Raw genomic sequence first — 26,840 nt, 5'->3', positions numbered from 1 at the left:
ACGGCACCGCTACACCGGTCACCAGCGTTGATGCGGGTGCTGCGCGTAGTGGTGCAGCACGGCTTTATAGGGTTCGGTGCGGGCGTCGGGATGCTGAATAATCGACGCCAGCAGCACGGCAATGGCGTTGTCGTGTTCGCCAAGATTGTGCAGACACAAAGCATAAAATGGCCGCACTTCGGTGGCCTGCGGCCAGCTTGCCATGATCTCTTCAAACAAGCTTTTCGCCTGTGCGTATTTGCCAAGACAGCGCCACGTTGACGCCAGCCCAAACTGCGCTTCGAACTTATCTTCACCGCTTAATCCGGCCGCAAGCGCCGCCAGGTAATGAGGCTCGGCGTCGCGCTCTTTGCCTTCGTTATCATACGACCAGGCGATATTGAGCAACGCCTGCGCACGTAGCGCGGGTTCTTCTGCCAGCGCTTGCAGCGCCTGACGGCTTTTATCGTGTTGACCCTGTTTGCGCAGCGCAATCGCTGCCTGCAATCTGCTATCCATCGTTTTCATCCATTAAGTGTGTCTGAACGTTATAAAGCAGGCGACAGGCAGCGACAAGATTAGCGCGCGCTGATTCGCCAGATAGCGTTACCGGCATCGTCGGCAATCAGCACGCCGCCTTGTTTATCCATCGCCAGCCCGACCGGTAACCCGCGCACCTGTTTCTGATCGTCGGTAAGAAAACCGGTTACGACCGGCTGCGGTTGCCCAACCGGTTTGCCGTTGGCAAATTTCACCCACACCACCTGGTAGCCATTGAGCGGCTTCCGGTTCCAGCTTCCGTGCTCGCTGATAAACGCGCCGCCGCGATATTGCGGCATATTGTCGCCGGTATAGAACAAGAACCCGAGCGGTGCGACGTGCGAGCTGAGCGCGTAATCCGGCTTGATGGCCTGCGCCACTAAGTCCGGGCGCGGTGGTTTGACGCGCTCGTCCACGTGCTGCCCAAAGTAGCTATATGGCCAGCCGTAGAAACCCTTCTCTTTTACCGATGTCATGTAGTCCGGCACCAGATCGGATCCAATTTCGTCGCGTTCGTTGACGATCGCCCATAACGCACCGCTTTCTGGCTCCCATTGCAGCCCGGTCGGGTTGCGTAGCCCGCTGGCATAGATCCGGCTCGCGCCGGTGGCGGCATCCACTTCCAGCACCGCCGCGCGGCGATATTCCGCGCCGATGCCGTTTTCGGTGATATTGCTGTTGGAACCCACGCCTACATAGAGTTTGCTGCCGTCAGGGCTGGCGAGCAGGGATTTTGTCCAGTGGTGGTTAATCGGTCCGCCGGGCAGTTCGGTGACGATTTCTCCCGGCGCGCTGAGGGTGGTTTCTCCTTGTTGATACGGGAATTTCACCAGACTGTCGGCATTGGCGACCCACAAGGTATTTCCTATCAACTGCATGCCAAACGGTGAGTGCAGGTTTTCAATAAACGTGTGCTTTTGCCATGTGCCTCCAGCGTTACGCAACAACGTGATGCGGTTACCGCCGGGGCCGCCTTTGCCGGAGGCTTTTTGCACCAGACCCATAATCAGCTGTTTCGGGCGCGTGGTCGGTTTTGCCGGGGCATTGGCTTCGGCGACCAGGATGTCGTTATTCGGCAAAACGTACAGCTGGCGTGGGTGCAGCAGGCCATCCGCTATTTTTTCGATTTTTAACCCCTGCGGAACTGTTGGCGTTTCTCCCGCTTTCCACGCCACGCCCTCCGGCACCTGCATCGGTGGCAACAGGAAATTCTGCGCTTTTGGCAACTCTGGCTCTGGGCCAACTTGCTTCATCGGGTCTATGTTTGCCCCCTGATCGCAGGCGGTGAGCAGGGTGGTGAGCGCGGCAACGGTCAGTAAGCGATTAGGCATATTCATGGTTTGTTTCCTTACTGGACACGCGTGCGCAGGGCGAGTTGAAGATGGGCAATCAGCAGCAAAATCACTACCGCCGTTGAGAGGATCACGCCAAGCGGCACCACCGCGTAAGCATCCCGGCTGTGCACAAAGGCGTTAAAAATCGCCAGCACAATCGCCAGCAGCCAGAGCCAGAAATGGATTTTTTCCGCGTTAGTAACGCTATGGCGCTGCGTTACCCAAACCTGCACAAGGTTGATGAGCCGGGGAAGGATGGCAATCAACAGACCGATGGCGATAAGCCAGCTTGCCGCGTCGGTCCACATAATTTGAAAGGTTTTGAGATACAGAATATCGAAGATCCACGCTGCCACAAAAAAGCCGGTGGGCAGCGGATTAAAGAGTTCGTAAAGCGCAAGCGTCGCGCGCGATGGCCCGGAGAGTGTTTGCATTGGTCGTTCCTTTTGGTGGAAACAAGCGGGATAAGCCACAGGATCTGCTTGTTAAAGGGTAGACCGCTTACACAAAATTTAATTAATTTTGCTTATGTGTTGTGTTTGTTCCATTCACGTCTCGCTCTTCAGGCGGCCCTCAATTTCGCCTGGAAAATATTCACTTTACATTCTTTTACCGATAATGATAATCGGTATCAAAATGTTTCTTATTGTTGTCATTTGATTTTGTTACGGAGTGATCCCCGCAAACGGTGGGGAATAATAAAAATTGAGGGTTGTTTAGATGAGAATTTCCCCTTTGTACGGCGCGATGGCTCTGCTTTTCGCCTCGCCACTTTATGCGCAGGATGCGAAAAACAGTGATGATGAACTGATTGTGACCGCCACCCGCACCGACGGTTCGCGTAATGATTCCCCGCAGGTCATCAAAGTCATCAGCGAAAAAGAGATTGCCCAGCAGCGGCAAATTACCTCCGATACCTCGCAGATCCTCAGCAACCTGCTGCCGTCGTTTTCACCGTCACGGCAGAAAATGTCCGGCAGTGGCGAAACGCTGCGCGGACGCACACCGCTGGTGATGATTGACGGGATCCCACAATCAAACCCGCTGCGCCCGACCGGGCGCGAAATGCATACCATCGACGCCTCGATGATCGAGCGCATTGAGGTGATCAAAGGGGCGAACGCCAGCAACGGCGTCGGTGCGACGGGCGGGGTGATCAACATCATCACCAAACGCGCGAAACCGGGCACCGTCAACCAGCATGTCAGCGTGGAAACCACCACGCCCACCGCGGAATTTAACCGCGATACGCTTTCCTATAAAACCAACTACAGCATCAACGGCAGCGAAGAGTACATCGATTACCTGTTCGCGCTGAGCTATGAAGATCAGGGGTTGTTCAAAGACGCCAATAACCACGCGATTGGCGTAGATAACACGCAGGGCGATTTGATGGACTCCCGCGCCTGGGATCTGCTGGCGAAAGTGGGTTACTGGCTGGATAACGATCAGCGCGTACAGTTGAGCCTTAACCGTTACCGCCTGAAAAACAAAGATAACTATGTCAGCGTGCGAGGCGATCGCGATGACGGTGAAGTAACCACCTCGAAAAAAGGTAACCCGCCGGGCAGCGCGCCGCATAACGATGTGTGGACGGTGGGAGCCACCTACGATAACTACAATCTGGCAGGCATGAAGCTGACGGCGCTGGCCTATTATCAGCGTTATGAAGCGCTGTTCGGCGCGACCAATTCCTCGTCGTTCCAGGATCCGGCTATTGCTCCCCTCGGCACGTTGTACGATCAGAGCCGTGCGTATACCGATAAGTACGGCAGCAAAATCGCGCTCACCAAAGACGATCTCTGGGATGACCGCATTAAAGCGACGGTGGGTTTCGATACCCTGTTTGATAACTCGAAACAGGATTTATGGGCTACCGGGCGCACCTACGTTCCGGAAATTAACTACACCGATCTGTCTCCGTTCCTGCAACTGGAATACACGCCGGTTGAATCGGTGAAATTAAGCGGCGGTGTTCGCTATGAATATGCCCGGCTGAATATCGACAGTTATCAAACCGTGTGGGCCAACGACCGCGTGACGGTAGAAGGCGGCACGCCATCGTTCGACCAGACGCTGTATAACGCCGGTGTGGTCTGGACACCGGTTGAACCGTTAAGCCTGTTTGCCAGCTACAGCGAAGGGTTTACCGTGCCGGATGTCGGACGCGTGCTGCGCGGCATCGACACGCCGGGCATCAAACTGGATGACTACAACGGTCTGAAACCGATCGTCACCAAAAACAGCGAAATCGGTTTTCGCGTACAACACGCGCCGTTTGATTTCGAAGCCAGCTACTACCAGTCCACCTCGAAGCTCGGCAGCCGCGTTGAGCTGGTCAACGATGCGTTTGTCGCCCGTCGCGAAAAGACCGAGATTGACGGTGTGGAAGTTAGCGCGGGTTACAGCCCGAATGCCGATCACAAATTGACCTTGTCGTGGTCACACATGCGCGGCCGGTATGACAGCGATGACAACGGCAGCCTGGATGCGAAACTCGATGGCTTAAATATCGCCCCGGATCGCATCATCGCCAGCTGGTCGGCAAACTGGAATGCGCAACTGAGCACCTTCCTGCAAGCCAACTGGGCGCTCAGCAAGACATTCGACGATGCGGAAAAAGACTTTTCCGGTTATGCGCTGGTGGATGCGGCGGTCGGCTACAAGTTGCCGTACGGGCAGGTGAGCCTTGGGGTTTCTAACCTGCTGAATAAACAGTACATCACCTACTATTCGCAAAGCGCGTCTGTCGATCCGGATCGCTATTTCGCCGGTCGGGGTCGCACCGCGACGCTGGGCTACAGTCTCGATTTTTGAGTGTTACCGCCCCGGTTAGCGGGGCGGTTTGAATGGATGATGAAAAACGAACTCGCTTTCTCTCTTTCGCGCCGACGCAGCTTACAGGCGCTACTGTTGTGCAGTGTCTCACCATTGCTGTTTGCCAAACCCGGCGTACCGCGCGCGGTTTCTCTGTTTCAGGGGGCCACCGACAGCCTGGCCGCGCTGGGCGTTACGCCCTGCGGCATTGTTGAATCCTGGGCGGAAAAACCGGTGTATCGCTATTTGCGCCCGCAGCTTTCCGGCGTGCCGCAACTGGGGCTGGAGACGCAGCCTGCGCTGGAAAAAATCGCGCTGCTGAAACCCGATATCATTTTCGCTTCCCGCTTTCGCCATCAGGATGTCGCGCCGCTGATGGCGAAAATCGCACCTGTTACGCTGCTCGACGATGTCTTTGAATTCAAAAAAACGCTGACGGTGGTGGCGCAAAAAATGGCCCTGACCAGCTCCGCCGCACAACTCCTTGAGCACTGGGATGCGCGTATCGCCACGCTGCGCAGCCTGCTGCAACAACGTTTTGCCGGGCAGCGTGCGCCGCAGGTGTCGGTAATTGAAGTGCGCCCCGATCACATTCGCAGCTATGTGGCGAACAGCTTTCCCGGCTCGGTGATGTCTGAAGTGGGATTTGCCTGGAATGCGCAGGCCATGCAGGCGCACAGCGCGTCGTTGCGCTTTTCCAGCATGGAAAATATTCCGCTGCTGGATGCCGATCTGTTTTTTATTTTGCTGCGGGCCAACAGCCCGGCCATCACGCGACAGTACCACGCCCTCACCGCGCACCCGCTGTGGCAGCAACTGCGCGCGGTGAAAACGCGGCAACTGTGGGAAGTGGATAGCGTGCCGTGGAGCTTATCCGGCGGCATCCTGGGCGCCAACCAGATCCTCCGTGATGTTGAACAGGCACTCAACCGGGGGCGCGTATGAGCGGGCGTTTTCTGCTCTGCGGTCTGCTGCTGGTAATGCTGATGTTGCTCAGCATGATGACCGGCGCGCGGTTTTATTCACTCAGCCAACTGACGCAGGCGCTGCTGCATGCCGATCCCACCAGCGCGGTGGATATCATTATTCGCACCTCGCGTCTGCCGCGCACAGTGCTGGCTGTTGGCGTTGGTGCGTTTCTCGCCGTGGCGGGGGCGTTGATGCAGGCCTTGACCCGCAATCCGCTGGCCTCGCCGGGGTTGTTTGGTGTCAATGCGGGCGCGGCGCTGTTAATTGTGCTGGCGGGCAGTTTTTTTGCCATCGGCGACCCGTGGATCACGCTGTTACTGGCGTTTAGCGGTGCCTGCGCCACCGGCACGCTGGTGTGGTTTACCAGTAAAGTCAGCAACGGGCAGCTTAATCCGCTGCGGCTGGTGCTGGCGGGTGTGGCGATCACCGCGCTGTGCAATGCCTTTACCCAGGCCATTCTTGTTATCGATCAGGAAAGTCTCGACACCATGTTGTTCTGGCTGGCCGGTAGCCTTGCGGGCAATGACGTACAGCTCGTCTACCCGATGCTGCTCCCCGGTGCGCTGCTGGTGGTAGCCGCCTGCTTTTTCGCCGGGCAGATGAACGTGCTCAACGCCGGAGAAGAGATTGCCCGTGGGCTGGGGCTGAACATTGCGCTGGTGCGTCTGCTGGCGAGCATGCTGGTAGTGGGGCTGGCGGGTTGCGCCGTGGCGCTGGCGGGAAATGTCGGTTTTGTCGGCCTGATGGTGCCGCATATGGCGCGCCAGTTATTTGGCAGCGACCTGCGCTATACGCTTCCGGCCTGCGCGCTGCTCGGCGCGTTACTGCTACTGGCCGCCGACATCGCCGCGCGGGTGGTTATTCTGCCCCAGGAGCTGCCGGTCGGGGTGATGACCGCACTGATGGGCGCGCCGTTTTTTATCCTGCTGGCGCAACGCAGGGGGAACCATGCCGGATAGTCAGCTTTTGCGCTGCGGGCCGTTTTCCCGCCACTACTCCCGGCGTTTACTGCCGCGATTACTCGGCTGTACGGCGATGACTTTGCTGGTCGCACTGGTGGCACTGAACACTGGCGATGTGGCGATCTCGCTGGCGCAAACGCTTCGGTTGCTGGTGCAGCCGGATGCCAGCGCGCACAGCTTTATTCTGCACCAGTTGCGTCTGCCGCGCGTGGCGCTGGCGATGCTGGCAGGTGGCGGGCTGGGGCTTGCCGGGTTGATCCTGCAAACGCTGGTGCGTAACCCGTTAGCTTCGCCGGATACGCTCGGCGTGACCGCCGGGGCGAGTGCCGGGGCGTTGCTGTGGCTCTCCTTTTTCAGCCTGCAATATGGCAGCGCGCCCTTGCCGTACGCGGCGATGGGCGGCGCGGCCTGCGCCATCGGGCTGATCTTTCTGCTGTCGTGGCGCAGCGGTTTGACACCCTTGCGGCTGATCCTCACCGGCGTTGGCGTTTCAGCCCTGGCGGGCGCGGTAGTGACGCTGGTGCTGGTCTTCAGCCCGCTGACCACCACCTTTTCCGCCTGGGTATGGTTGAGCGGCAGCGTGTATGCCGCTACATGGGACAAAGTGCTGCGCCTGCTGGCGGTGTATGTGTGGGCGTTGCCGGTGCTGCTGTTTCTGGCGCGCTATCTGAAAACCCTGCAACTGGACGACGCGCTGGCCACCGGCCTTGGCGTACGGGTGCAGCCGCTGCGGGTGCTGTTACTGCTAAGTTGTGTGGTGCTCTCCGGCGGGGCGATTGCGCAGGTGGGGGCGATGGCGTTTGTCGGGCTGATTGCGCCGCACCTGGCAAGGCTTGTGGTGCGCAATGGCTTTTTCGGCCAGGCGTATGTCACCGTCTGTAGCGCGGGCAGTATGGTGGTTATCGCTGACCTGTTCGCCAGAACGCTATTCCGGCCTGCTGATTTACCGGCAGGGATTTTTGTGGCGCTGGCCGGTGCGCCGTTCTTTTTGTGGCTGCTGATTCGGCAGCGGACGTAATCTGATGGGGAAAATGTGTCTCTCTCAACGCAAAAACTGAGCGTCAGCTATCAACAGCGGCAGGTGATTAACGCGCTGGATTTAACCCTGCCTGGCGCGAAAGTCTCGGTGCTGATTGGCAGTAACGGCTGCGGCAAAAGCACGCTGCTTAAAGCCATGGCGCGCTTGCTGACGCCGCATTCCGGCACCGTTATTCTCGATGGCCTGGACATTCACGCCAGCAATACGGCGGAAATTGCCCGCAAGCTGGCCATTTTGCCGCAAACGCCTGTCGCGCCGGAAGGTATCACGGTGCGTCAACTGGTGAGTCTGGGGCGTTTTCCGTATCAAAACTGGCTGCGCCAGTGGTCGCAAGAGGATGAGCAGCAGGTGAATGCCGCGCTGCGCCTGACCGCAACCGACGCATTGCAGCATCGCCCGGTGGATGCGTTATCCGGCGGGCAGCGCCAGCGCGTGTGGATTGCCATGACGCTGGCGCAGGCCACGGAGACACTCTTGCTGGATGAACCGACCACCTATCTCGATCTGGCGCACCAGATTGAGATCCTTGAACTGTTGCGCCAGCTCAACCGGCAGCAGGGCAAAACCATTGTGATGGTGCTGCACGATCTCAACCTCGCCTGCCGTTATGCCGATCACCTCGTCGCCGTCCATGACGGGCGGGTTTACGCCGAGGGCGCGCCGCAGCAGATAATGACCGAAACGCTGGTCAACGAGGTGTTTAATCTGCGCTGTCGCATCATCGACGATCCTTTCTTCCACACACCGTTGTGCATTCCTTTTCCGGGAGCGTCCGATGCTGACGGTTGAAGAGCGTTCGTACCTGCAACACACTTTCCGTCTGCGTTCGCGCTCGCAAGCCGATGCGCGCAGCGTACCGGCACAGGCGCTACTGGATGCACAAAGCTGTCGCGCGCTGTTAGTGCGGGTGATGCCGCTGATTGGCGCGCCCGATCTGGCGATTGCCGCGTCGCTGCTCGCCAAACGGCTGGCATTCCTCGCGACCGGCAATGTGCTGTACGCAATGAGCGTGTTTGATAAAGGCTTGCCGTTAAGCCTTTACGCCAGCCGGGTGGAGTATGCGCACGACAACGGGCTGTGGAGCTCGTCGCTGCCGGTGGATGTTGACGTAACGCATTACCTTTCCGGCCAGCGCGACGCATGGCGCGAAACGGTGGTTGGCGCGTTGTTTCGCGACTATTTATCGCCGTTGTGGCAGAGCCTGGCGCGGGTAAGCGGCCTGCCGGAAGCTATTTTGTGGGAAAACACCGCCGTGCGCGTTTACTCGCTCTACCAGGGGCGAATGGAGGGGCTGAACGCGCAGCAGACGCAGCGCCAGCAGGCGGATTTCGCCTGGCTGCTGGACGCCGCCACACCCGATCTGTTTGCTGCGCCCTGGAATCCGCTCAGGCGCTTTCGTCGGCCTGCGCAAAAGAGCGCAGCGGGCAAGATGGTGCGTTTTCGCCGCACCTGCTGTTTTTATTACAAAGCCTCAACGCCGGTGGAATATTGCCACAACTGCCCGCTGTGCCGGGAGAAATAAATGACAGCGAGCGCGGCGGTGATTAAGGTAATGTCACCCTGCAACATAACAACGGTCGCGCCGTGAAACAGACATTCGCCCTCGATTTTTCCCAACGCGCAGTGATCCCCTACGCCCATGATTACCGGCACGGGGAGCATGAGCACTGGCACACTCACCCGTGCGATCAGCTGATCCACACCCTGAGTGGCGTGATCCGCGTGGAAACGCAACAGGGCATGTGGATTGTGCCGCCAGGGCGTGGCGTGTGGATCCCGGCGCAGATTTCTCATGCGCTGCGTATTGACGGGGAAGTGCAGGCGCGCGGCGTGTTTGTCGAACCGCTGGCGCGGGCCGATTTACCGGTGGTCTGCCAGGTGGTGCGGGTCAGCGATTTGCTGCGCGCGCTGATTCTTAATGCGCTGGAATTGCCACAGGCGTATCAGGCTGGCAGCCGTGCGGAGCGCATTTACGAATTGATTCTGGATGAAATCCGCCTGATGAATACGCTGCCGTTTTGCCTGCCGGAACCCACTTCCGCGCGGTTAAGGCAGCTTTGTGACGCGGTGCGGCGCGATCCGGCGGGTGAGTGGACGCTGGAAAACGCTGCCCGCCAGGTCAACATGAGCGGGCGCACCTTGTCGCGCCATTTCTACCAGCAGACCGGTTTACAGTTCAGCGAATGGTTACGGCGGGCGCGTTTGCTGGCGGCGTTAACCCGGCTGGCGCAGGGTGAGCCGGTCACGCAGGTGGCGCTGGAGTGCGGCTACGCCAACCCCAGCGCCTTCAGCGCCATGTTTCGCCGGGTAATGGGCGTGCCGCCCGGCGATTACTTTACCTCGTAATAAACGGCCGGGCGGCATTTAACACCGCCTGCAACGACGCACGGGTAATGTCGCTATCGATACTGACACCCCAGGCGCGCGCGCCGTGTTTATCCTCGCAACAGACATAGGCGACCGAGCGGCTGTCGCTGTGCTTGCCGAGCGTATGTTCGTGGTAGCTCTCAATGTTGATCTCCACCTGCAAGCTGCGGCACAGGGCGGTGATGGCGGCGGAAAGAAAGCCGTTGCCGCTGGCGTCGAGTTTGAGTTTTTTGTCGTGGCAAAGGATCTCCGCCTGTAACGTGGTGCGCTGTCCTGGCTGGTTGGTGCAGACATATTCAATCAGTTGCAGTGGCGGATGTTCCACCAGCCCGTAAGTCTGGCGAAACAGGTTCCAGATAGCCATTTGCGACATCTCTTTTCCGTCCGCATCCGCCGCGTTTTGCACATGCTGGCTGAATTCCTGCTGAAGTTTGCGCGGCAAATTCAGGCCGTGGTTCTGCTCCAGCAGCCATGCCGCACCGCTCTTGCCTGACTGGCTATTGACGCGGATAACCGCTTCATAGCTACAGCCAATATCCGCCGGATCGAGCGGCAAATAGGGCACTTCCCAGAAGGCATTCGGGGTGTTTTGCCGCGCGGCAAAGCCTTTTTTGATCGCATCCTGGTGAGAGCCGGAAAAGGCCGTGAACACCAGTTCTCCGGCATAGGGATGACGCGGCGCTACCGGCAACTGGTTGCACTCTTCGACGATCTCAACCACCTTTTTCATCTGGCTAAAATCCAGCTCCGGCGCGATGCCCTGGGTATAAAGATTCAGCGCCAGCGTCACCAGGTCGGCATTGCCGGTACGCTCACCGTTGCCAAACAGGCAACCTTCCACGCGCTCCGCACCGGCGAGCAGCGCCAGTTCCGCACTGGCAATCCCGGTGCCGCGATCGTTATGGGTATGCACGCTGATGCACACCTGCTCGCGGCGCGAGAAGTGGCGGCAAAAATGCTCAATCTGGTCGGCATAGACATTTGGCGTGCTCACTTCCACCGTGGCAGGCAGGTTAACGATCATTGGTCGTGTCGCGCCCGGTTCCCAGACATCGGCCACCGCTTCGCAAATCGCCAGTGCAAACTCCGCTTCGGTAAAGCAGAAGGTTTCCGGCGAGTACTGGAAAATCCACTCGGTTTCTGGCGCGTTTTCACAAAGGTCGCGAATTTGCCGCGCGGCGTTTACCGCCAGCGCGACGATCTCCTCGCGGCTCTGGCGAAAAACCTGCTCACGAAACACCGGGGCGGTGGCGTTATACAGGTGCACGGTGGCACGCTTCGCGCCCTGCAGCGCGGCGAACGTGCGGGTAATCAAATCTTCCCGCGCCTGGGTTAACACCTGTATGGTCACATCGTCCGGAATACGGTGTTCCTCAATCAACTGGCGCACGAAATTGAAATCCGTTTGCGACGCGGACGGGAAAGCGACTTCAATCTCTTTAAGACCGCAGTCCAGCAGCAATTCCCAGAATTTCAGTTTCCGCGCGGCGTCCATTGGCTCGGCGAGCGCCTGGTTGCCGTCGCGCAAATCGGTCGAGAGCCAGCGCGGAGCGCGGGTCAGCGTGTTATCTGGCCAGCGGCGATCGCGCAGCGTTACGGGCATGTGGCGTTGATATTTTTCAGCAGGGGTCGTTAACATTTTTCGGGTCTCCGCAGGGTGTGGTGTCAGTTTCCACGCCGCGACTATTCGTCGCCCCCGCGTAACGGACAACCTGTTGCGTAAAAGTGACAACCTGAGCGAAAAGCCGTGCGGCAGTAAGAATCCGGATGAAAAACGCCATACGCGCGGCAGGGTTTCTATACTTGGCTGCGGAGGTACGAAATGAAAAAAATGCTGTATTCATTATTCGCAAGCCCGGACCGATTGTTACAGGTGATGAGTCACAACGACATTCAGGATGCCATTGTAGATGGCGAACGCATTGTGGTTGATGCTGATGGTAATACCTCGGTGAATATTCATTGCCAGCGCGTGCAGGAAGATTTCAAACGCCACGTCGACACGTTGAAGAGGGCGTAGCATGGGAACCGCTATCTTTATGGTGTTAATGGTTTGTGGCTACTGGTATACCTCGCACGATCTCTCCACCCGTTTTAAATTCAAACGCAGCTTCGGCTGGGATGTTTACTTCCTCGTGGCGCTGTATGGCTGCGTCTTCGTGTTACAGGGGATTCTGGCGACGGGGCTACTGTGGCTGTGTCTGTTGATCACCTCTACGGTGATGAACGCGTGGCCAGCGGTGTTTGGCCCGGAGCAGCACCACCTGCATATGAGCTTTATGAACTGGAGCTTTTTAGGCATCCAGGCGCCGGTGGTGATTATGCTCGCGTTTGCGGTGCTGTTTTGCCTGTGGCGCTCGAACTGGTCCGGTAGCGCCAGGCTCGACAGCAACGGTCGGCGCGAGTTGTATAAACACCTCTCGCGCGCTAACGGCGTGGAAGGGCTGATTTATCAGTGTATGGAAAAGGGCGATCTGGCGTGGATCACCCTCAAGTCACAACGCATTTACATTGGCATGATCCACACGGCCACCTTCGATAGCGGCGATGCGAACAACATTGTGTTGATCCCCATGCTTAGCGGCTATCGCGATGAAAACACCCTCGATCTGCACGTCGAGCATAACTACAGCGCCTGGTATGACGAGCATGGTATCGACCTTGCTTCAGAACCACGCTCGGCGCTCGATTTTCGCAAAGTGTTGCTGCTCTCGCAGGTGGAAAGTTTGTCGCTGTTCGACCCGGCACAGGTGATGGCGATGGGCATCAACCGCGTAACGCCCCAGCATTGACCATTCCGGCTGGCCGGGTCAGCACATTGCTACCCGGCAGAACATTCAGCTAATCAATCGCTTATTTTTGTTTGTGAAAATATGCAACGAGATATGTCCGAAATGATAAAGATTTATCTTAAGGTGACGATAACCTTATTGTTACGGCGCATTTACATAATTCTGCGATAGCGACAGTTCAGACCTGTTGATCTGCAAGGGATGTAACGTTGCTCTGCAAAGAGCAGCTTGCGAGTAAACACCCCATTACTCTTCTTGCCATCACAGGAATGATGCTCATGACATCATCGTTTTGCCGTTCTTCAGCTCAGCACCAGGGCAGTAATACGCCACCGGTTTTTACAAAACGTTTTATCGCGCTGTTTGTCAGTGCCCTTTGCGCAGCCCCCGCGCTGGCGGGCGAGTTGCCCACCGGTGCGAATGTCGCGGCGGGGCAGGTCTCCATTGGGCAAAATGGTTCCGCCGTCACGGTGAACCAGCACTCCGGCACGGCGATCGTTAACTGGAACAGTTTCTCCGTCGGCAAGGGCAATTCGGTCGATTTCGTTCAGCCGAGCAGCTCTTCCGCCATTCTTAACCGCGTCACTGGCACAACAAAATCCACCATCGCCGGTTCGATAACGGCTAATGGTCAGGTCTACCTGGTGAACCCGAACGGTATCGCCATTACACCGGGTGGCACGGTGAAAACCGGCGGCGGCTTTGTTGCTTCGACGCTGGACATCAAAGATGAAGACTTCCTCAAAGGGAAGCGCGTCTTCACCGGCAACGGTTCATCGGCTGAAGTGAGCAACGCAGGCGTGATAAGCGTTGGTCGCGGCGGCTATGCCGCATTGATTGGCGGCAACGTCAAAAACGACGGCTTAATCAACGTCCCGGTCGGCAAAGTGGGGCTGGGCGCGGGCGAATCTGCCACCCTGGATCTCTCCGGCGATGGCTTCCTGCAGGTCGCTGTACCGGGTAATTCCGGCATGAAAGAGGCGCTGATCCAAAATAGCGGCACGGTGTCGGCACAGGGCGGCTCGGTGGTGATGACAGCCGCCACGGCGCGCAATGCGGCGCGTAACGCCATCAACCTGAGCGGCGTGGTCGAAGCCGACAGCGTCAGCGGCCAGAACGGCTCCATCGTCATTGGCGGCGGTGAAGGCGGCAATGTAGTGCTTTCCGGCACGCTGAGCGCGAAATCGGGCGACGGCGCAGGCGGGAAAATCACTGTCACCGGCGATAACATTACACTGGCGGGGGCGAAAGTGGACGCTTCCGGCAAAACCGGCGGCGGTAACATTAACATTGGCGGCGAGCGTCAGGGCAAAGGCAGCACGCAACGCGCCACGGATACATACATTGACAGCGCCAGCCGTATCACCGCTGATGCGACAGCCCAGGGGAATGGCGGCGATGTGGTGGTGTGGTCGGATAACCAGACAACCTTCAGCGGTAAAATCAGCGCACGCGGCGCGGGCACCGGTAAAGGTGGCGAAGCGGAAGTCTCCGGCAAAGCCAAACTGGCTTATAGCGGCAGCACCGATCTCTCTGCGCAAAGCGGCAAATTCGGCAATCTGCTGCTCGATCCGCATAACGTGGTCATCTCCTCGGCGGCGGATAGTGGCTCCGGTTTTAGCGCCAGCGCGGATGATAGTGTTATTAACGTGACCACGTTACAAAACGCGCTCTCGACCGCCAACGTCACGGTGTCCACCGGCTCGACCGGCAGCCAGAATGGCGACATCACGCTTGCCACGAACCTTGGCTGGACGACCGACACCACCTTAACGCTGGCGGCGGCTGGCAACATCATTCTTAACGGTAATATCTCGGCGACGGGAGCGAATGCGGGCCTGGCGCTGAACTATGGCATCGGCAAAGATTACACGCTGCTCTCCGGCAAACAGATAACAATACCTGGCGCAAATGCCTCATTGACCATTGGCGGGCAGAATTACACGTTGATCCGCACGATGGCGGATCTCGATGCCATTGACAGCACCGGGCTTGGCGGCAAATACGCGCTGGCGCAAAACATTCTTGCTATTGGCAACACATATACCTCTTCACTGGTTGGCGTCTCGTCCAGTGCGCCGTTTAGCGGCATCTTCACGGGGCTTGGGCACACCATCTCCAGCCTGACCATTAACAGTGCGGATACCTATGTTGGCTTGTTTGGCTATAACACCGGCACCATCCGCAACATGGGGCTGAACTCGGCGCAGCTCACCGCGTCTTCGACATCGCCGTTCTACGCCGGACTGCTGGCAGCCTACAACACCGGCACTATCGCCTATTCTACGGTGCTTGGCTCATTGACCCGCTCGTCCGATGCCACAGCCTACATGGGCGGGCTGGTGGGTAACAACGCCGGGCAGATCTCCTACAGCCGTTCCGGGGCGTCAATTAGCGCGACGAACAGCTCTAACTGGTCTTACTGGGGCGGTCTGGTCGGGCAGAACAGCAAAAACATTACGCAAAGTTATTTCGACGGCTCCCTGAATCTCTCCGGCACCAGCGGCAACGGCTTGCAGTATGTCGGCGGTCTGACCGGCTACAACATGGCGGGCGGCACGATTAGCGCAAGCTACGTTTCCGGTAGCGTTACCGGCAGCGGGATGGGCGGTGCGATTGGTTATGTCGGCGGGCTGACCGGTAATAACGCCGGGAGTATCAACAACGTCTACTCCTCCGGCGTGATTAACGCCGGTTTGAACGCGCAGGCAGGTGGGCTGGCGGGCAGTAACACCGGAACGATCAGCAATAGCATTGCAACCAATACCATCAACGTGACCTCCACACCCAGCGCGATTGGCGGGGTGGTGGGTTCCAAAAGCGGTAGCGGAACGCAGAGTAACCTCTACTGGAATAGCGATAACGTCGCGGCAGGCATTGGGCGCGGTGCCAACGGTACGGAAGCGATCACCGGTTTAACCACCGCGCAAATGAACAACAGCGCGAGTTTTATCGGGCTGGATAATAAAGCCTGGGCGCCGGCCACTGGCTCCGCCATGCCGGCGCTGTTCGGCGTGTCCGGCATTGTTGGCGTGGCGCAAACCGCCATCTATGGCGCGAATCCGATTACAACTTACTACGGTGCTGGCTTCTGGAACGCCATCAGCGGTAGCCTGACGAACGGGCTTAGGAGCACCGATAACGTCGGCAGCTATGCGCTGGATACCACCGGTGTCAGCGCGCTTAAACCCAACGGGCAGCCAGCCAGCATTGTGGGCGTTGGCGCCACGGTGACGCCAGCTACGCTGACCATTAACGTGGCTAACGCCAGCAAAGTGTATGGTCAGTTTCCGGGAAGTGTGAATTACTCCGCGCAAGGCCTGGTCAATGGCGATTCCGTGAACGGCTTGACCTATACCAGCCTGGGCTTTGCCACCACGGCTAACGTTGGCAGCTACAGCATTGTGGGCAGCAACGTGACAGGCACCGGGCTTGGCAACTACAACGTTGTCTATCGCAACGGCAACCTGACCGTCACACCCGCGACGCTGACCATCACCGCCGCGAACGCCAGCAAGGTTTATGGCGATGCGGCGAACCTAAGTGGCTACAGCATTGTGGGCTTGTTAAACGGCGATACGGTAACGAATGTCGCCCTTAACAGCGCAGGGGCCGCCATCACCGCAGGCGTAGGCAGTTATGCCATCAACGCCAGCAATGCGAACGGCAGCGGCTTGTCGAATTACACCATCAGCTACGGCGCAGGCTCGCTGAACGTGACGCCGGCACAACTGGTGATCAACGCCGGCAACGCCAGCAAAACCTACGGCGACCTTATCAGCCTGAGCGATTACAGCGTGCTCGGCCTGCTCAATGGCGACACGGTGACCGGCGTGGCGCTGAGCAGCGCAGGTGCAGCGGCGACGGCTAATGTTGGCAGTTACGGCATCAATGGTAGCGGTGCAACCGGCAGCGGTTTGACCAACTACGTTATTAGCTACAACGGCACGCTGAACGTGACACCTGCTGCACTGACCATCACCGCGAATAGCGGCAGCAAAACGGTCGGTAGTACTGCGCAACTGGGCTATAGCGCCAGCGGCCTGCTGAACAGCGATGCGATCGCGCACGTGGATGTCACCAGTGATGGCGCAGACAGCACCGCCATTGCGGGCAGCTACGCGGTGATTGCCGCCAATGCCACCGGTAACGGGCTGGGTAATTACACCATCAACTATATCGACGGTACGCTTGTGGTAAATGACCAGCCGGGCACGCCAACTCCGACGCCAACCCCGACTCCGACATCAACACCGGTAGCGACGCCGTTAGCCGCCACCATTGGCAACCGTGTCTTTGCGCAGGATGTGACGCGTCAGTTAACCGGTAACACGATGCTGGTGACCCATGATGCCAGCAGCGCTGGTAGCGCGGATAACGCGGTTATCGCCACGGCGGATCCTCGCCTGGCGGGTGCGGTTTGTTCCATGGGCGCCGATTTAGCCCTTTCCTGCTCCGGCAAGTAAAAATAAGAGATAACTCATGCGTTTATTTTCACACTCTTCACTTTTAGCACCGACATTGCTGAGCCTGAGTATCGCCGCGAGCTTACACGCAGGAGCCGCCATTGCGGCTCCCAGCGCCGGCCAACTGGTGCAACCCTCTTATGCGCCGGTTCAGCAGCACACCGGCGGCGGCATTACGCTGCCTGCCACCACCGGGCTTACTGCGCCGAACGGCGCGGAAAAACTGTTTGTCACACCAGCCGGTCTGCTGGTTGAAGGCGGTTTTCCGCAGTTAGCGAGCGAAACAGCGCGCATTGAATCGCGCGTCAAAGGCCGCCGCGTCTCTGCCGCGAATTTGTTTGCCGCCGCGCAGGAACTGGAAACCGCCTACATCAAAGCGGGTTACTTGCTGGCGCGCGTCAGCCTGCCGCCGCAACAAATCAAAGATGGTGCGCCGCTGCGCGTGGTGGTAACCGACGGTTACGTGGAAAAAGTGGATGCCTCTGCGCTGCCGGACACCGCGCGCCGCCGGGTGGAAAGCCTGTTGCAACCGCTGGTGGGCGAGAAACATTTAACCCGTAAAGCGCTCGAGCGGCGTTTGCTGCTGGCGGGTGACACGCCGGGCGTGATGTTGAAATCGACCCTCAAACCGGGCAGCAAACCGGGCTCAACGGTGCTGATTGTTGATGGTCGCTACGATCCGCTTGCCGGGCTGGTCACCTTTGATAACGGCCTTTCTGACGAACTGGGTAAATACTCACTCGGGCTTGGCGGGCAGTTTAATAACCTGACGGGTTTTGGCGAGCAGGTATACGCGCGCCTGAACGGTTACCCGCGCGGCGATAACCCGTTTACGGATACGCAGCCGCGTAACCGCCAGTGGGCGCTTGGCGTGGTTGTACCGCTTGGCACAGATGGTTTGTGGATGAACGTCGAAGGGGTGGACAGCCGCACCAAACCGAAAACCGACAGCGGGCTGACCTCGCGCGATCATTTCCAGCGCCTGTCGACACGCCTGGGTTACCACTGGGTGCGTGCGCGTGATTTTAACACCTCGACTTTGCTGTCGCTGGATGTGCAAAACGAAACGCAGCACTTGCAGTTCAATAACACCGACGTGCCGTTTACCGAGGATCATCTGCGCATTGTACGCGTGGCACAGTCGATGGATTACACCACCGATTTTGACGCGCGTTTCGCCTCCAGCCTGACAGCCTCTTTTGGTATCGATGGTCTGGGCGCACGCCACGGCACCATCGATCTGCCGATGAGCCGAAACGGTGCCGATCCCGATTTCCAGAAACTGGAGCTGACCATGAACTACAGCCAGCCGCTGGTGGATGGCAAAGTACAACTCTCCCTTTCTGGCCTGGCGCAAACCTCGTTTGACCAGGCCCTGCCGTCCTCTGAGCAGGCTTCACTTGGCGGCAGCAGCTGGCTGTCGGCGTTTGATTCCGGCACAGTCAGCGGAGATAGCGCCCTGGCCGCGCGTGCTGAAGTTGGCTTACCGCAGCCGCTGGGTGCGTTCTCCTGGGCACCCGACTTTGGCAGCGCGGTAATGCCATACGTCTTCGGTTCGCTGGGTTCGGTAAGCCAGGCAAAACCGACGGCGCTGGAGAAAAAAGAGGTGCACGGTAGCGCGTACGGTGCCGGTTTGCGCCTGAGCGCCAGCCAGGCCGCGAGCCCGAACAGCGCCTTGCTAACGCTGGAGTACGCGCGCGGCAATCAAAGCGGCGAATCGCAGGACAACCGCTTTAACCTCAGCCTGCTGACCTTCTTCTAAGCCTCGCACTTTCCCGTGCACCGTCCGGTGTGCGGGTTTCTATCTCTCCGCTAAACATATGCGCGATCCCGCTCAAGGGATAGCCGTTGCTTTATCCCGTTGTCGGGCACATGATGTTTTGCCATAACAAACGTCCGGAATGTATGTCTGCTCAGCATAAGGAGCCTGCAATGAACGACATCTTTCTCTCCCTCAGCGTTGGGATGCTGGTGCTAATGGCGATTGCGATTCCGCTGGCGCGACAACGTATCAAACCCAATCGTTTTTACGGTGTGCGCACCGCGCTAACCTTGCGGGATGACACGGCCTGGTATCGGGCAAACCGCCTTTTTGGCAAAGTGATGCTGCTCTGCGGTGTGGGATTTTTTCTGCTTTCGGCGCTGCTTGGTAACTGGCGTGAGAACGCGGGTAACGCAATGATCAGCATCATGCTGTTTTTGCTGGCGGTATCTGTGCCGGTGGTTTGCGCGCTGGTCAACGAATCGCGGGAAAAAAGAGGATCATAATGCGCGAGGGCATTAAAACCTTTGGTGCGCGTTTTGCTGGCCGCGTGAATGCAGAGAAACTGCGCTTTGCCATTGAATATGTCGATTTCGGTGAAAGCGGCTTAGCATTTGAAACAATCTGCGATTATATCGTCGAAGAAGACGCGCCCATCAGCGAAGAGGAGTACCGCCTTGCCGTAGAGATTTTTAACGACTACGGCGGTAAATGGGGTGGTTTCAGTATTGAACATATGAAAGCGCTGATAGTTAAAGAAGGCGGTTCCGCTTTGTGATATTTGCGCCGAAAAAACTGAAAATGCATCCATTAGGAGAGGTGAAATTGCCAACACGTTGTGAAATTGCGCTGGCGAAGGTGGTCGCCGATTTGGCTATTTTCCTTGAGTTCACCGATGAAAACCAACTGGATCAGGACGCCGCCATCAACGCGCTGGAGCAGGTCGCCGCTGAACTGCAAACATTAAACGCAGATGATAAACATCACCTGACGGCGATATTTATTGAGTTATCGCGGTACTATCCAGCCGATAAAACCGCGTTTATTAGCCATTTACCGGAAGCGTTAGGCTTACTGTAGAAGCCGGGAAGATCACCACCAGATTTATTTCCTGCGACAGAAAAAATACTCCGGCATAAAGGTGCCTGGCAGCTTATTTTATATAGGTCGCTTTTAATAACTGCTCGCGATCAGTGTTTTGATTAATAATGCATTGCGTCTGTAAATCATCCTGACTTGCCGCCCACTCGCCAACTAATAACGCTGACGCTGCACAGAACTCATTTCGTGATGCGATCCAAAGCTGTTGAGATTTATTAAATCTCTCCCAAAACAGATCTTTTATCTCACTGCCTTCAGGATCATTAAGGTGATAGGGCGTATCGTAATCGTTGTTTATCCGTGTTTTTATCTTAGTGATTGTTTCTTGTAGTGATTTTTCTGATTTATTTTTTAAGTCCTCTTTGCATTGTGTCTGGTTTTTTTCATCACCATAGGCAGGCAGTGTAAGGCATTGCTGGATAGCTTTGCCTGAATCAAGCGTGATGGCACCCGCACTGAAAATTGATAGCGATACGATGACAAGTGCAATTTTTATGATTTGCATGGCAGAAGGCTAATCCTTTTTCAGTTCTCTTCAAAGGCTATATAAAAACCACGCTTACGAATTAACTCAACGATTTTTTTATCGTTTTAGCTACGCAAACCGCCAGGGTTTTTATGGCCCAGCGCCCCGCAATACCATGTCAAAGTAGGCCTGTGTGATTTTCTGTTTGTATTGCGTTGCAAAGCAGAGTCTGGCACTGCTGCTAAGCAGTTTCAGGGGGAATGCATCAGAAGTAAATATTTGGGGGATTTATCGAGGAAGGCCGGAGAGAGGTAAGATTGTCAGACAAGTGCGTAGGGGGCACTTGCCTGACAATGATGGGTTACAGCTTAAAGGCGTTTACATCGTTAAGCAGTTTACCGGCCTGGTGGCTGAGTGAGTTCGCGGCGGTGGCCATCTCTTCAACCATGGCGGCATTCTGCTGCAGGTTGCCCTCCATCTGGCTGACCGCCACGTTAACCTGCTCAATACCGTGGCTCTGCTCGGTTGAAGAGTTATTCACCTGATTAATCAGTACCGTGGTTTCATCAACCGCGCCCAGCGCCTCGTTCATCCGCGTGGTCACGTTGGCCGCATAGCTGACGCCCTGACCGACATTCTTGATGGCTTCATCGATTAAACCACGAATATCACGTGCCGCCACCGAGGAACGCTGCGAGAGCGATCGCACTTCGCCGGCCACCACCGCAAAGCCTTTGCCCTGCTCACCGGCACGGGCGGCTTCCACCGCTGCGTTGAGCGCGAGGATGTTCGTCTGGAAGGCGATGCCGTCGATAATGTCGGTGATTTCAGAGATTTTCGCCGAAGACGCGGAAATATCGTCGATGGATTTTTGCAGGGAACTCAGCTCACGATGGCTTTCATTCACCATTGACTGTACGCGACCAATAAAGGCGTTCGCCTCCTGGGCGTTATCCATATTGTGGCGCACCGTGGCTGACAATTCGTTCATGCTGGCGGCGGTTTGCTCCAGCGACGAGGCCTGCGATTCGGTGCGGGATGACAGGTCATCATTGCTTTTGGCGATCTCGCTCGCCGCGACATCCACTTCGTTGCTGGCATCTTTTACGCTGCTCAACACTTCGCGGATTTTCTCCATCAGGTTATTAAAACTGCTGGCAGTTGCACCCAGTTCATCTTTTTTATGCAGATCAACTTTAAGCGTCAGATCCAGCGTGCTGCTGATGGTTTCCATACTTTTTTGCAGGCTTTTTAAACCCTTGTTTAAATAGCTCAGAATTGACGAAGCAAATACGGCAATTAACGCCAGCAAAAAGATAATGGTTCCCACTAATAGCCAAAAAGTATTGATATATTGTGCATGGTTATTTTCGGCGTATTTAGCAGCAATATTATAATTATGAGTCAACATATCTTTAATATTTGCGCTCAGAGCAACAGAGGCATTGGCAGTTATACCGCCATCAGAAACCATTTTTCGAGCCGCTTCAACACCTTCGCTGTGATAAACACCAACCATGGATTCTGCTTTTTGCAAATAGTCATCAAAGGAATCTTGCGTCTTTTTTAATTGCTGTGCATCAATGTCGTCACTAATAAGCTTTTCACGATAATATTTAAATATCTCGTTGGTTTTATTTAGCTCATCTTTCGCTTGCGCCATATGTTTGGTAAACACTGCCTCATCGGTGACCAACAGTGACATCAGGATTTGTCGACGCGCCTCTTCGCGGTGCTGGAGCGCCTCGCTGAGCTTACTGATACTCGGTAAACTATTTTCCACAACGTAATCGAAACGTGATTGCGCATTATCTAATGCCCGGATGCTAAGACCACCGAGCACAATCATGGCAACAAATGTTATAGCAAACACGACTAATAATTTCTTAAGAATGGTCATAACAGCCTCAGGTACTTTCCATATCCAGGGGAACACTATTTTTATCGGCGACTAAAGTGAAACCTTCATAGCGAAATGAATAAAAAGAGAGGTGAGTTTTACTTTTTCATTAGCTTGGTAAGTGTTCTGGAAAATAACCTTTAAATACAAGCGCTAAATTTTTAATGAAATGACTAAGAGTATTGTCTATATAATATATTCAAAGCGTGTTGTTATTGAGTGAATAATATATTGTGTATTTTTACCACTATTTAACGCGTGAGTTTAGTAAAGCTGAAATAATGTGTAGCGCAAGAAAAAGTTTATCAACGAAATTATTAGAAAAAGATATTTATGAGTGGGTATTTTTCTCGGCCTGGCTGGGTAAGGCAGCCTGTAACGTCAATAACGCGTCGACTGCCTGCGTTGTACTTGAGGCGCTGATATTCTGGTGAACCTAGCTCAGATCGTGGAGATCTTTTTCCAGCAGCGGCGTGAGCGCCATTTCAGAAAAGACGACTTCCAGACCGCTGCGTTCCGGTGTGCAGCACATCATGCCAACCGTGCAACGCGAGTGGGGAAAATGGCACAGCCGCAGCAGCGGCCAGATGTGACCATCGGTGGAGTATTGTAGCCGTAGCGCGTCGCCTTTGCGGCTCAGGCGCAGCCAGAAATCGCCCGCGTCACCGGGGAAAATACCGGTCGCCCAGTCTGAATAACCCTGCGTCAGCACGCTGCCGATGGCGGGCGCGCCATCGTTAAACTCAATCCCGGCTTTTAGCCAGTTCTGTTCGTCCGCGACCAACAACACGCCCGCCTGGTCATACAGCTCGGAAAAACGCGCCTGAATCCGTACCTGGAAGGTGAAATCACCCGTCACATCGCGCACAAAACCGTGGCCGCTGAAGCGCTCAAACCCGTACCAGGTCTTGCGCCAGAAATCGGTGCTGCCATCCGTGACCACTTCCATTTTGCCCTGCGTTTCACGCCACTGCTGCGGTTCGTTAATCCAGTAAAAATCACCCGTCATGTTTCGCTCCTTTATCTGTGCTGGCGGCTTAAAGAGTGTCGCCGGTGGCGGTCGAGATTGCCAGTGCGGGCCGCGGGGAAGTTTGATAATGGTAGCAAAATGGTCAGGCTGGTAATTTTTTCGTGAAGGGAAGCTATCAATTTAAAGAGGGAATCACCCCTCAGGATTTGATCTTCGACAGCCGTTTGGCTGCTTGCTTGAGTTTTTCATTGGGATCGGGGGGATTTTCAATGGCGTTAATCACCCGATACCAAGAATCTTCATTCAGCATCAGCTTAGCGTATTTTGCTCTCCCCTCAAGTGGAAGAGAGCAAGGGGTTAAACCAATAAGGTTTTGTTTATAAAGCATAATCAACGAAAGGCTTTGCGAAAGCGACGTTCAATTTTGTTTCCTTTTTGATCCCTATAGCGATCTGGCCATATCGTTTCCGGCGCTATATTCAGTGCCTGAGCGATTAAATACTCACCTTTTGGCCACGGTCTCGACAGTGCGTTCGCCAATGTTGATGAGGATAATCCTGATTCGCGAGACAACGCCGCCAGACTGGTGCCACGTTTTTTCAATGCGGCAATGATATCTGCTGGATGCCAGTTCTGATCTTCCATTGTGTCCTCCTTACACGTGGTTGTTATGTGCTCAATTATCCTGTTTTGGGATAAAAAGGCAACCGATAGATATTCGATTTCAGGATATTTTTCAAGGAATCGATTTTATGGCCTCTGTTTATTCAGAAGAGTACCAACGCGTTATCATCGCCCTCAAAAAAGCTCGCAAAGAACGAGGAATGACGCAGGCGCAGCTTGCCGAAGCGCTCGGTCGTCCACAATCCTTTATCGCCAAAATTGAGAGTGGTGAAAGAAGATTAGATGTGGTGGAGTTTGTACATTTGGCGAGATTGGTGGGAATCGAGCCAAGTAAAGTCATAAACAATATTCGTTGATTATATTTTCTATGGTGTATTATTAGGTTGGTATATAATTATTAAAAAATAATGCTATCGATATGATAAAACATCAATTTCTAAAATCTCGGCAATGACAATGCTAGCGAAATATGATAATACGAATATAATAAGTTTTCTTTTGTGCAGAAATAGTCATGCTACCATTACGGTTAACAATTATTTTCCTCAAATTAAAGAGTGTGATGTAGTGATGAATTTTAGGAAATATATATGTTATACGTAGAATGATAGTATTCATCAGATCATAGAGGTCATAAGGAATGTCTATAAAGGCTATGATTGTTAAAGGGTTGTTTGGACGTTTAGATTACAACCTTATTTTGGAGTCACAAGATATAAGCATTATTACTGGGCCAAATGGTTATGGTAAAACAATGCTTTTAAGGATAATTGATTCTATCCTAAAAAACGATTTCAAGAACTTATCTAGTATAAAATTCAAATCGATTTATTTATCATTTGTTGGTGGCCTCTCAATAAGTATTGAAAGAAATTATACAAATTTAATGGTAACTTTGTCAGATTTAAAAACAGATAGAGTAACAGTTGAGCATATAAATGAAGAGATATCTAATGATAAGGATATCTACTATGTAGATGATAAAGGAGAGAAAATAGAACTGCGTCTAAGAAGTCTTGATACAAAAAATGAATTTTTAGGGTTAAAACCAGATGTTTTTTTGTCATACTTTGGTGATGTTACATCTATTTTTATTAAAGCTCAGCGACTGCAAGATTTGGATTCAAAAAAAAATAAAATAAGTCAATTAGCGGAAGAACTAAGAAAAAGAATGGCGAAAGTTTCATTAAATGCTTCGATCACTTCTCAGAAATTAGATTCATCTTTTCCGACTAGGCTTTTTGAAAAAATAGAAAATTCAGTGGGTGGAAGTAGATACGTAAATATTTCGGAAAGGCTTAGGGGACTGCAGGATATAAAAGATGATCTACTAAAATATGAACTAATTGAGTCTGATGATGGCTTTTCATCTAATTATTTCCTTTCTTCGGAAATTTCTGCGGCTTACGGTGAGGTACTGAATTTATATGTTGCCGATGCATTAAAAAAACTTGAGCCGTATGCTGATTTGTATAAAAAAATAGATTTATTTGTCAATATAATTAGTGATAGTGTTTTATCGTTTAAAAAAATCAAAGTTAATAAAGAAAGAGGTTTTTATTTTGTTGAAGAAGGTAATGAGAATGAAATTATTCCCTTAAATAGTTTATCTTCCGGAGAGCAAAATCAGGTCATAATTTATTATGATATGATCTTTAAACCTAAAGAAAAGACAGTAATCCTGATTGATGAGCCCGAGATTTCCCTTCACGTTGCTTGGCAAAAAAGTTTCCTTGAAGCTGTAAGTAAAATACAAAAAATTAATAAGCCAATTAATGTGTTAATTGCAACGCACTCACCTACGATAATAAACACCCGCTGGGATCTTACTCATGACTTGTTTGATATGAGTGGGGAGGGGATTTGATTATGAAGTCATTAAAAGAGAGTACGACAGAACTTGATTGGGTTGGTTCAATGATGCTCTTATTCAAAAGTGAGAAATATTCTGGGAAGATATTAATTGTAGTGGAGGGTAGAACAGATATAAGTTTTTTTAAATGTATGAAACTTCATAATTCTATTCATTATGACTCACCTTGTAAGGGTAAGATTTCGGTTATTGAATCTGTACGTAAATTACGTGAAGCAGGTAATGATAAAGTCTATGGAGTATGTGATGCAGATTTCGATTTGATATTACAACGAACTTATAAAGATATAGTTCTAACCGATTTTCATGATATTGAAGTTATGATGATTAACTGCGGTTTTATGAGGAGATTTTTCTTCGAATACACAAACCCAAAAAGTTATGAACATATTGATGAAAACACTCTAATATCAGAAATTGAAAGGAATATATTTGATATTTGTTATCATATTGGTATTTTGAAATGGATAAATGCTGAGCATGATTTTGGTTTTAATTTTGCGAACTTAGATGTAGAACCTTTTTTGCATTTCAATGATTTTAGAATAATTTTTGATAAAAACGCTTTTATCGATAGTGTATTGAGGCGATATAAAAAAGAAATAGATAGAGATTATATATTGAGACTTTACGATGAATATAAAAGTAAAGCGGTAGATATACTCCATATCTGCAATGGACATGATTTTACGAATGTTTTAAGTAAACTTTATAAAGGCGCTTTTACAAATGACAAAAACATTAATCAGGATAAAATAGAAAGAAATCTTCGGCTTTATTATTCCTCGCAACATTTCGAACAGACTAATTTATACAGCAAAATAAAAAAAATCCTACAGAGATATGAGGGTGAATTAAGGTTAGTAGGTTAATGTAATA

The 26,840-nt window shown here is 53.7% G+C and carries 26 protein-coding genes; 17 read left to right on the top strand and 9 right to left on the bottom strand.

All coding sequences use genetic code 11. The features are described 5' to 3' along the window. Positions 1-18: 18 nt before the first annotated feature. The 3 genes from O3S68_RS10835 to O3S68_RS10825 are packed head-to-tail and all read right to left on the bottom strand — an operon-like array spanning position 19 to position 2,287. Complete coding sequence (locus O3S68_RS10835; protein ID WP_045508879.1) at positions 19-498, bottom strand: tetratricopeptide repeat protein; 480 nt, start codon at positions 496-498, stop codon at positions 19-21. A 59-nt stretch (positions 499-557) separates the two neighbouring features. Next, positions 558-1,856, bottom strand: a complete 1,299-nt coding sequence (locus O3S68_RS10830) for a PQQ-dependent sugar dehydrogenase (protein ID WP_269231474.1) — start codon at positions 1,854-1,856, stop codon at positions 558-560. A gap of 11 nt (positions 1,857-1,867) precedes the next feature. After that, entirely contained in the window at positions 1,868-2,287 is a 420-nt protein-coding gene (locus O3S68_RS10825) for a DUF2231 domain-containing protein (RefSeq protein ID WP_269231473.1), read from the bottom strand. 286 nt (positions 2,288-2,573) lie between these two features. Here O3S68_RS10825 and O3S68_RS10820 point away from each other — a divergent pair, with 286 nt between their 5' ends. The 7 genes from O3S68_RS10820 (at position 2,574) to O3S68_RS10790 (ending at position 9,986) form a co-directional block, all read left to right on the top strand. After that, a complete protein-coding gene (locus O3S68_RS10820; RefSeq protein ID WP_442913117.1) occupies positions 2,574-4,670 on the top strand; it encodes a TonB-dependent receptor in 2,097 nt (698 codons plus the stop codon). A gap of 36 nt (positions 4,671-4,706) precedes the next feature. Then, positions 4,707-5,615 carry an ABC transporter substrate-binding protein gene (locus O3S68_RS10815; protein ID WP_269231472.1) on the top strand — a complete coding sequence of 303 codons (909 nt, stop codon included), beginning with the start codon at positions 4,707-4,709 and terminating at the stop codon, positions 5,613-5,615. Beyond that, positions 5,612-6,598, top strand: a complete 987-nt coding sequence (locus tag O3S68_RS10810; protein WP_269231471.1) for a FecCD family ABC transporter permease — start codon at positions 5,612-5,614, stop codon at positions 6,596-6,598. Before O3S68_RS10815 ends, O3S68_RS10810 begins: the two co-directional genes overlap by 4 nt. Continuing rightward, a complete protein-coding gene (locus tag O3S68_RS10805; protein WP_269231470.1) occupies positions 6,588-7,619 on the top strand; it encodes a FecCD family ABC transporter permease in 1,032 nt (343 codons plus the stop codon). Before O3S68_RS10810 ends, O3S68_RS10805 begins: the two co-directional genes overlap by 11 nt. 15 nt (positions 7,620-7,634) lie before the next feature. Further along, a complete protein-coding gene (locus O3S68_RS10800; RefSeq protein ID WP_269231469.1) occupies positions 7,635-8,429 on the top strand; it encodes an ABC transporter ATP-binding protein in 795 nt (264 codons plus the stop codon). Then, complete coding sequence (locus O3S68_RS10795) at positions 8,416-9,162, top strand: IucA/IucC family C-terminal-domain containing protein (protein WP_269231468.1); 747 nt, start codon at positions 8,416-8,418, stop codon at positions 9,160-9,162. Before O3S68_RS10800 ends, O3S68_RS10795 begins: the two co-directional genes overlap by 14 nt. Positions 9,163-9,224: 62 nt before the next feature. Beyond that, positions 9,225-9,986: an AraC family transcriptional regulator gene (locus O3S68_RS10790; protein WP_269231467.1), complete on the top strand. Its 762-nt coding sequence runs from the start codon at positions 9,225-9,227 to the stop codon at positions 9,984-9,986. Here the strand turns inward: O3S68_RS10790 and leuA are convergent. Next, positions 9,976-11,646: a 2-isopropylmalate synthase gene (gene leuA, locus O3S68_RS10785; RefSeq protein ID WP_269231466.1), complete on the bottom strand. Its 1,671-nt coding sequence runs from the start codon at positions 11,644-11,646 to the stop codon at positions 9,976-9,978. The two genes, O3S68_RS10790 and leuA, sit on opposite strands and share 11 nt — an antisense overlap. Positions 11,647-11,829: 183 nt before the next feature. On the opposite strand from leuA, the gene O3S68_RS10780 reads away from it, so the two are divergent. The 7 genes from O3S68_RS10780 to O3S68_RS10750 all read left to right on the top strand — a co-directional run bounded on the left by O3S68_RS10780 (position 11,830) and on the right by O3S68_RS10750 (position 20,107). Then, entirely contained in the window at positions 11,830-12,027 is a 198-nt protein-coding gene (locus O3S68_RS10780) for a hypothetical protein (RefSeq protein ID WP_269231465.1), read from the top strand. A 1-nt stretch (position 12,028) separates the two neighbouring features. Further along, positions 12,029-12,799, top strand: a complete 771-nt coding sequence (locus O3S68_RS10775) for a hypothetical protein (protein WP_020456971.1) — start codon at positions 12,029-12,031, stop codon at positions 12,797-12,799. A 278-nt stretch (positions 12,800-13,077) separates the two neighbouring features. Continuing rightward, positions 13,078-17,265, top strand: a complete 4,188-nt coding sequence (locus O3S68_RS10770) for a beta strand repeat-containing protein (RefSeq protein ID WP_269231464.1) — start codon at positions 13,078-13,080, stop codon at positions 17,263-17,265. 16 nt (positions 17,266-17,281) lie between these two features. Further along, complete coding sequence (locus O3S68_RS10765; protein ID WP_269231463.1) at positions 17,282-19,027, top strand: ShlB/FhaC/HecB family hemolysin secretion/activation protein; 1,746 nt, start codon at positions 17,282-17,284, stop codon at positions 19,025-19,027. Between the two features lie 170 nt (positions 19,028-19,197). Beyond that, positions 19,198-19,533, top strand: a complete 336-nt coding sequence (locus O3S68_RS10760) for an SdpI family protein (protein WP_020456974.1) — start codon at positions 19,198-19,200, stop codon at positions 19,531-19,533. Further along, positions 19,533-19,805, top strand: coding sequence for a MafI family immunity protein (locus tag O3S68_RS10755; RefSeq protein ID WP_045508918.1), 273 nt, complete (start codon positions 19,533-19,535; stop codon positions 19,803-19,805). Before O3S68_RS10760 ends, O3S68_RS10755 begins: the two co-directional genes overlap by 1 nt. Before the next feature lie 41 nt (positions 19,806-19,846). Then, positions 19,847-20,107, top strand: coding sequence for a hypothetical protein (locus O3S68_RS10750; RefSeq protein ID WP_269231681.1), 261 nt, complete (start codon positions 19,847-19,849; stop codon positions 20,105-20,107). Between the two features lie 73 nt (positions 20,108-20,180). Here O3S68_RS10750 and O3S68_RS10745 read toward each other — a convergent pair whose 3' ends face one another. The 5 genes from O3S68_RS10745 to O3S68_RS10725 form a co-directional block, all read right to left on the bottom strand. Next, positions 20,181-20,633, bottom strand: a complete 453-nt coding sequence (locus tag O3S68_RS10745; protein WP_020456977.1) for a lysozyme inhibitor LprI family protein — start codon at positions 20,631-20,633, stop codon at positions 20,181-20,183. A 322-nt stretch (positions 20,634-20,955) separates the two neighbouring features. After that, the gene (locus tag O3S68_RS10740) at positions 20,956-22,494 is read right to left on the bottom strand and encodes a methyl-accepting chemotaxis protein (protein ID WP_269231462.1); all 1,539 of its coding nucleotides are present in this window, start codon (positions 22,492-22,494) and stop codon (positions 20,956-20,958) included. Between the two features lie 436 nt (positions 22,495-22,930). Further along, positions 22,931-23,503 carry a DUF1349 domain-containing protein gene (locus O3S68_RS10735; RefSeq protein WP_269231461.1) on the bottom strand — a complete coding sequence of 191 codons (573 nt, stop codon included), beginning with the start codon at positions 23,501-23,503 and terminating at the stop codon, positions 22,931-22,933. 160 nt (positions 23,504-23,663) lie between these two features. Further along, on the bottom strand, positions 23,664-23,774 hold the full coding sequence (locus O3S68_RS10730; protein WP_269231680.1) for a type II toxin -antitoxin system TacA 1-like antitoxin: 111 nt from the start codon (positions 23,772-23,774) through the stop codon (positions 23,664-23,666). Between the two features lie 80 nt (positions 23,775-23,854). Then, complete coding sequence (locus O3S68_RS10725; protein ID WP_017455853.1) at positions 23,855-24,109, bottom strand: helix-turn-helix domain-containing protein; 255 nt, start codon at positions 24,107-24,109, stop codon at positions 23,855-23,857. Between the two features lie 107 nt (positions 24,110-24,216). On the opposite strand from O3S68_RS10725, the gene O3S68_RS10720 reads away from it, so the two are divergent. From O3S68_RS10720 to O3S68_RS10710, 3 genes are all read left to right on the top strand, one after another. Continuing rightward, a complete protein-coding gene (locus O3S68_RS10720) occupies positions 24,217-24,444 on the top strand; it encodes a helix-turn-helix domain-containing protein (RefSeq protein WP_269231460.1) in 228 nt (75 codons plus the stop codon). A gap of 284 nt (positions 24,445-24,728) precedes the next feature. Further along, positions 24,729-25,955, top strand: a complete 1,227-nt coding sequence (locus O3S68_RS10715; RefSeq protein ID WP_269231459.1) for an AAA family ATPase — start codon at positions 24,729-24,731, stop codon at positions 25,953-25,955. 2 nt (positions 25,956-25,957) lie between these two features. Continuing rightward, on the top strand, positions 25,958-26,833 hold the full coding sequence (locus O3S68_RS10710) for a DUF4435 domain-containing protein (RefSeq protein ID WP_269231458.1): 876 nt from the start codon (positions 25,958-25,960) through the stop codon (positions 26,831-26,833). Positions 26,834-26,840 lie beyond the last annotated feature (7 nt).

This window comes from Kosakonia sp. SOY2, assembly GCF_027109175.1.
In the GTDB taxonomy this organism is placed as follows: domain Bacteria; phylum Pseudomonadota; class Gammaproteobacteria; order Enterobacterales; family Enterobacteriaceae; genus Kosakonia.
Note: the sequence above shows the minus strand (reverse complement) of the source record. Positions and strands in the feature narration are given on the sequence as shown.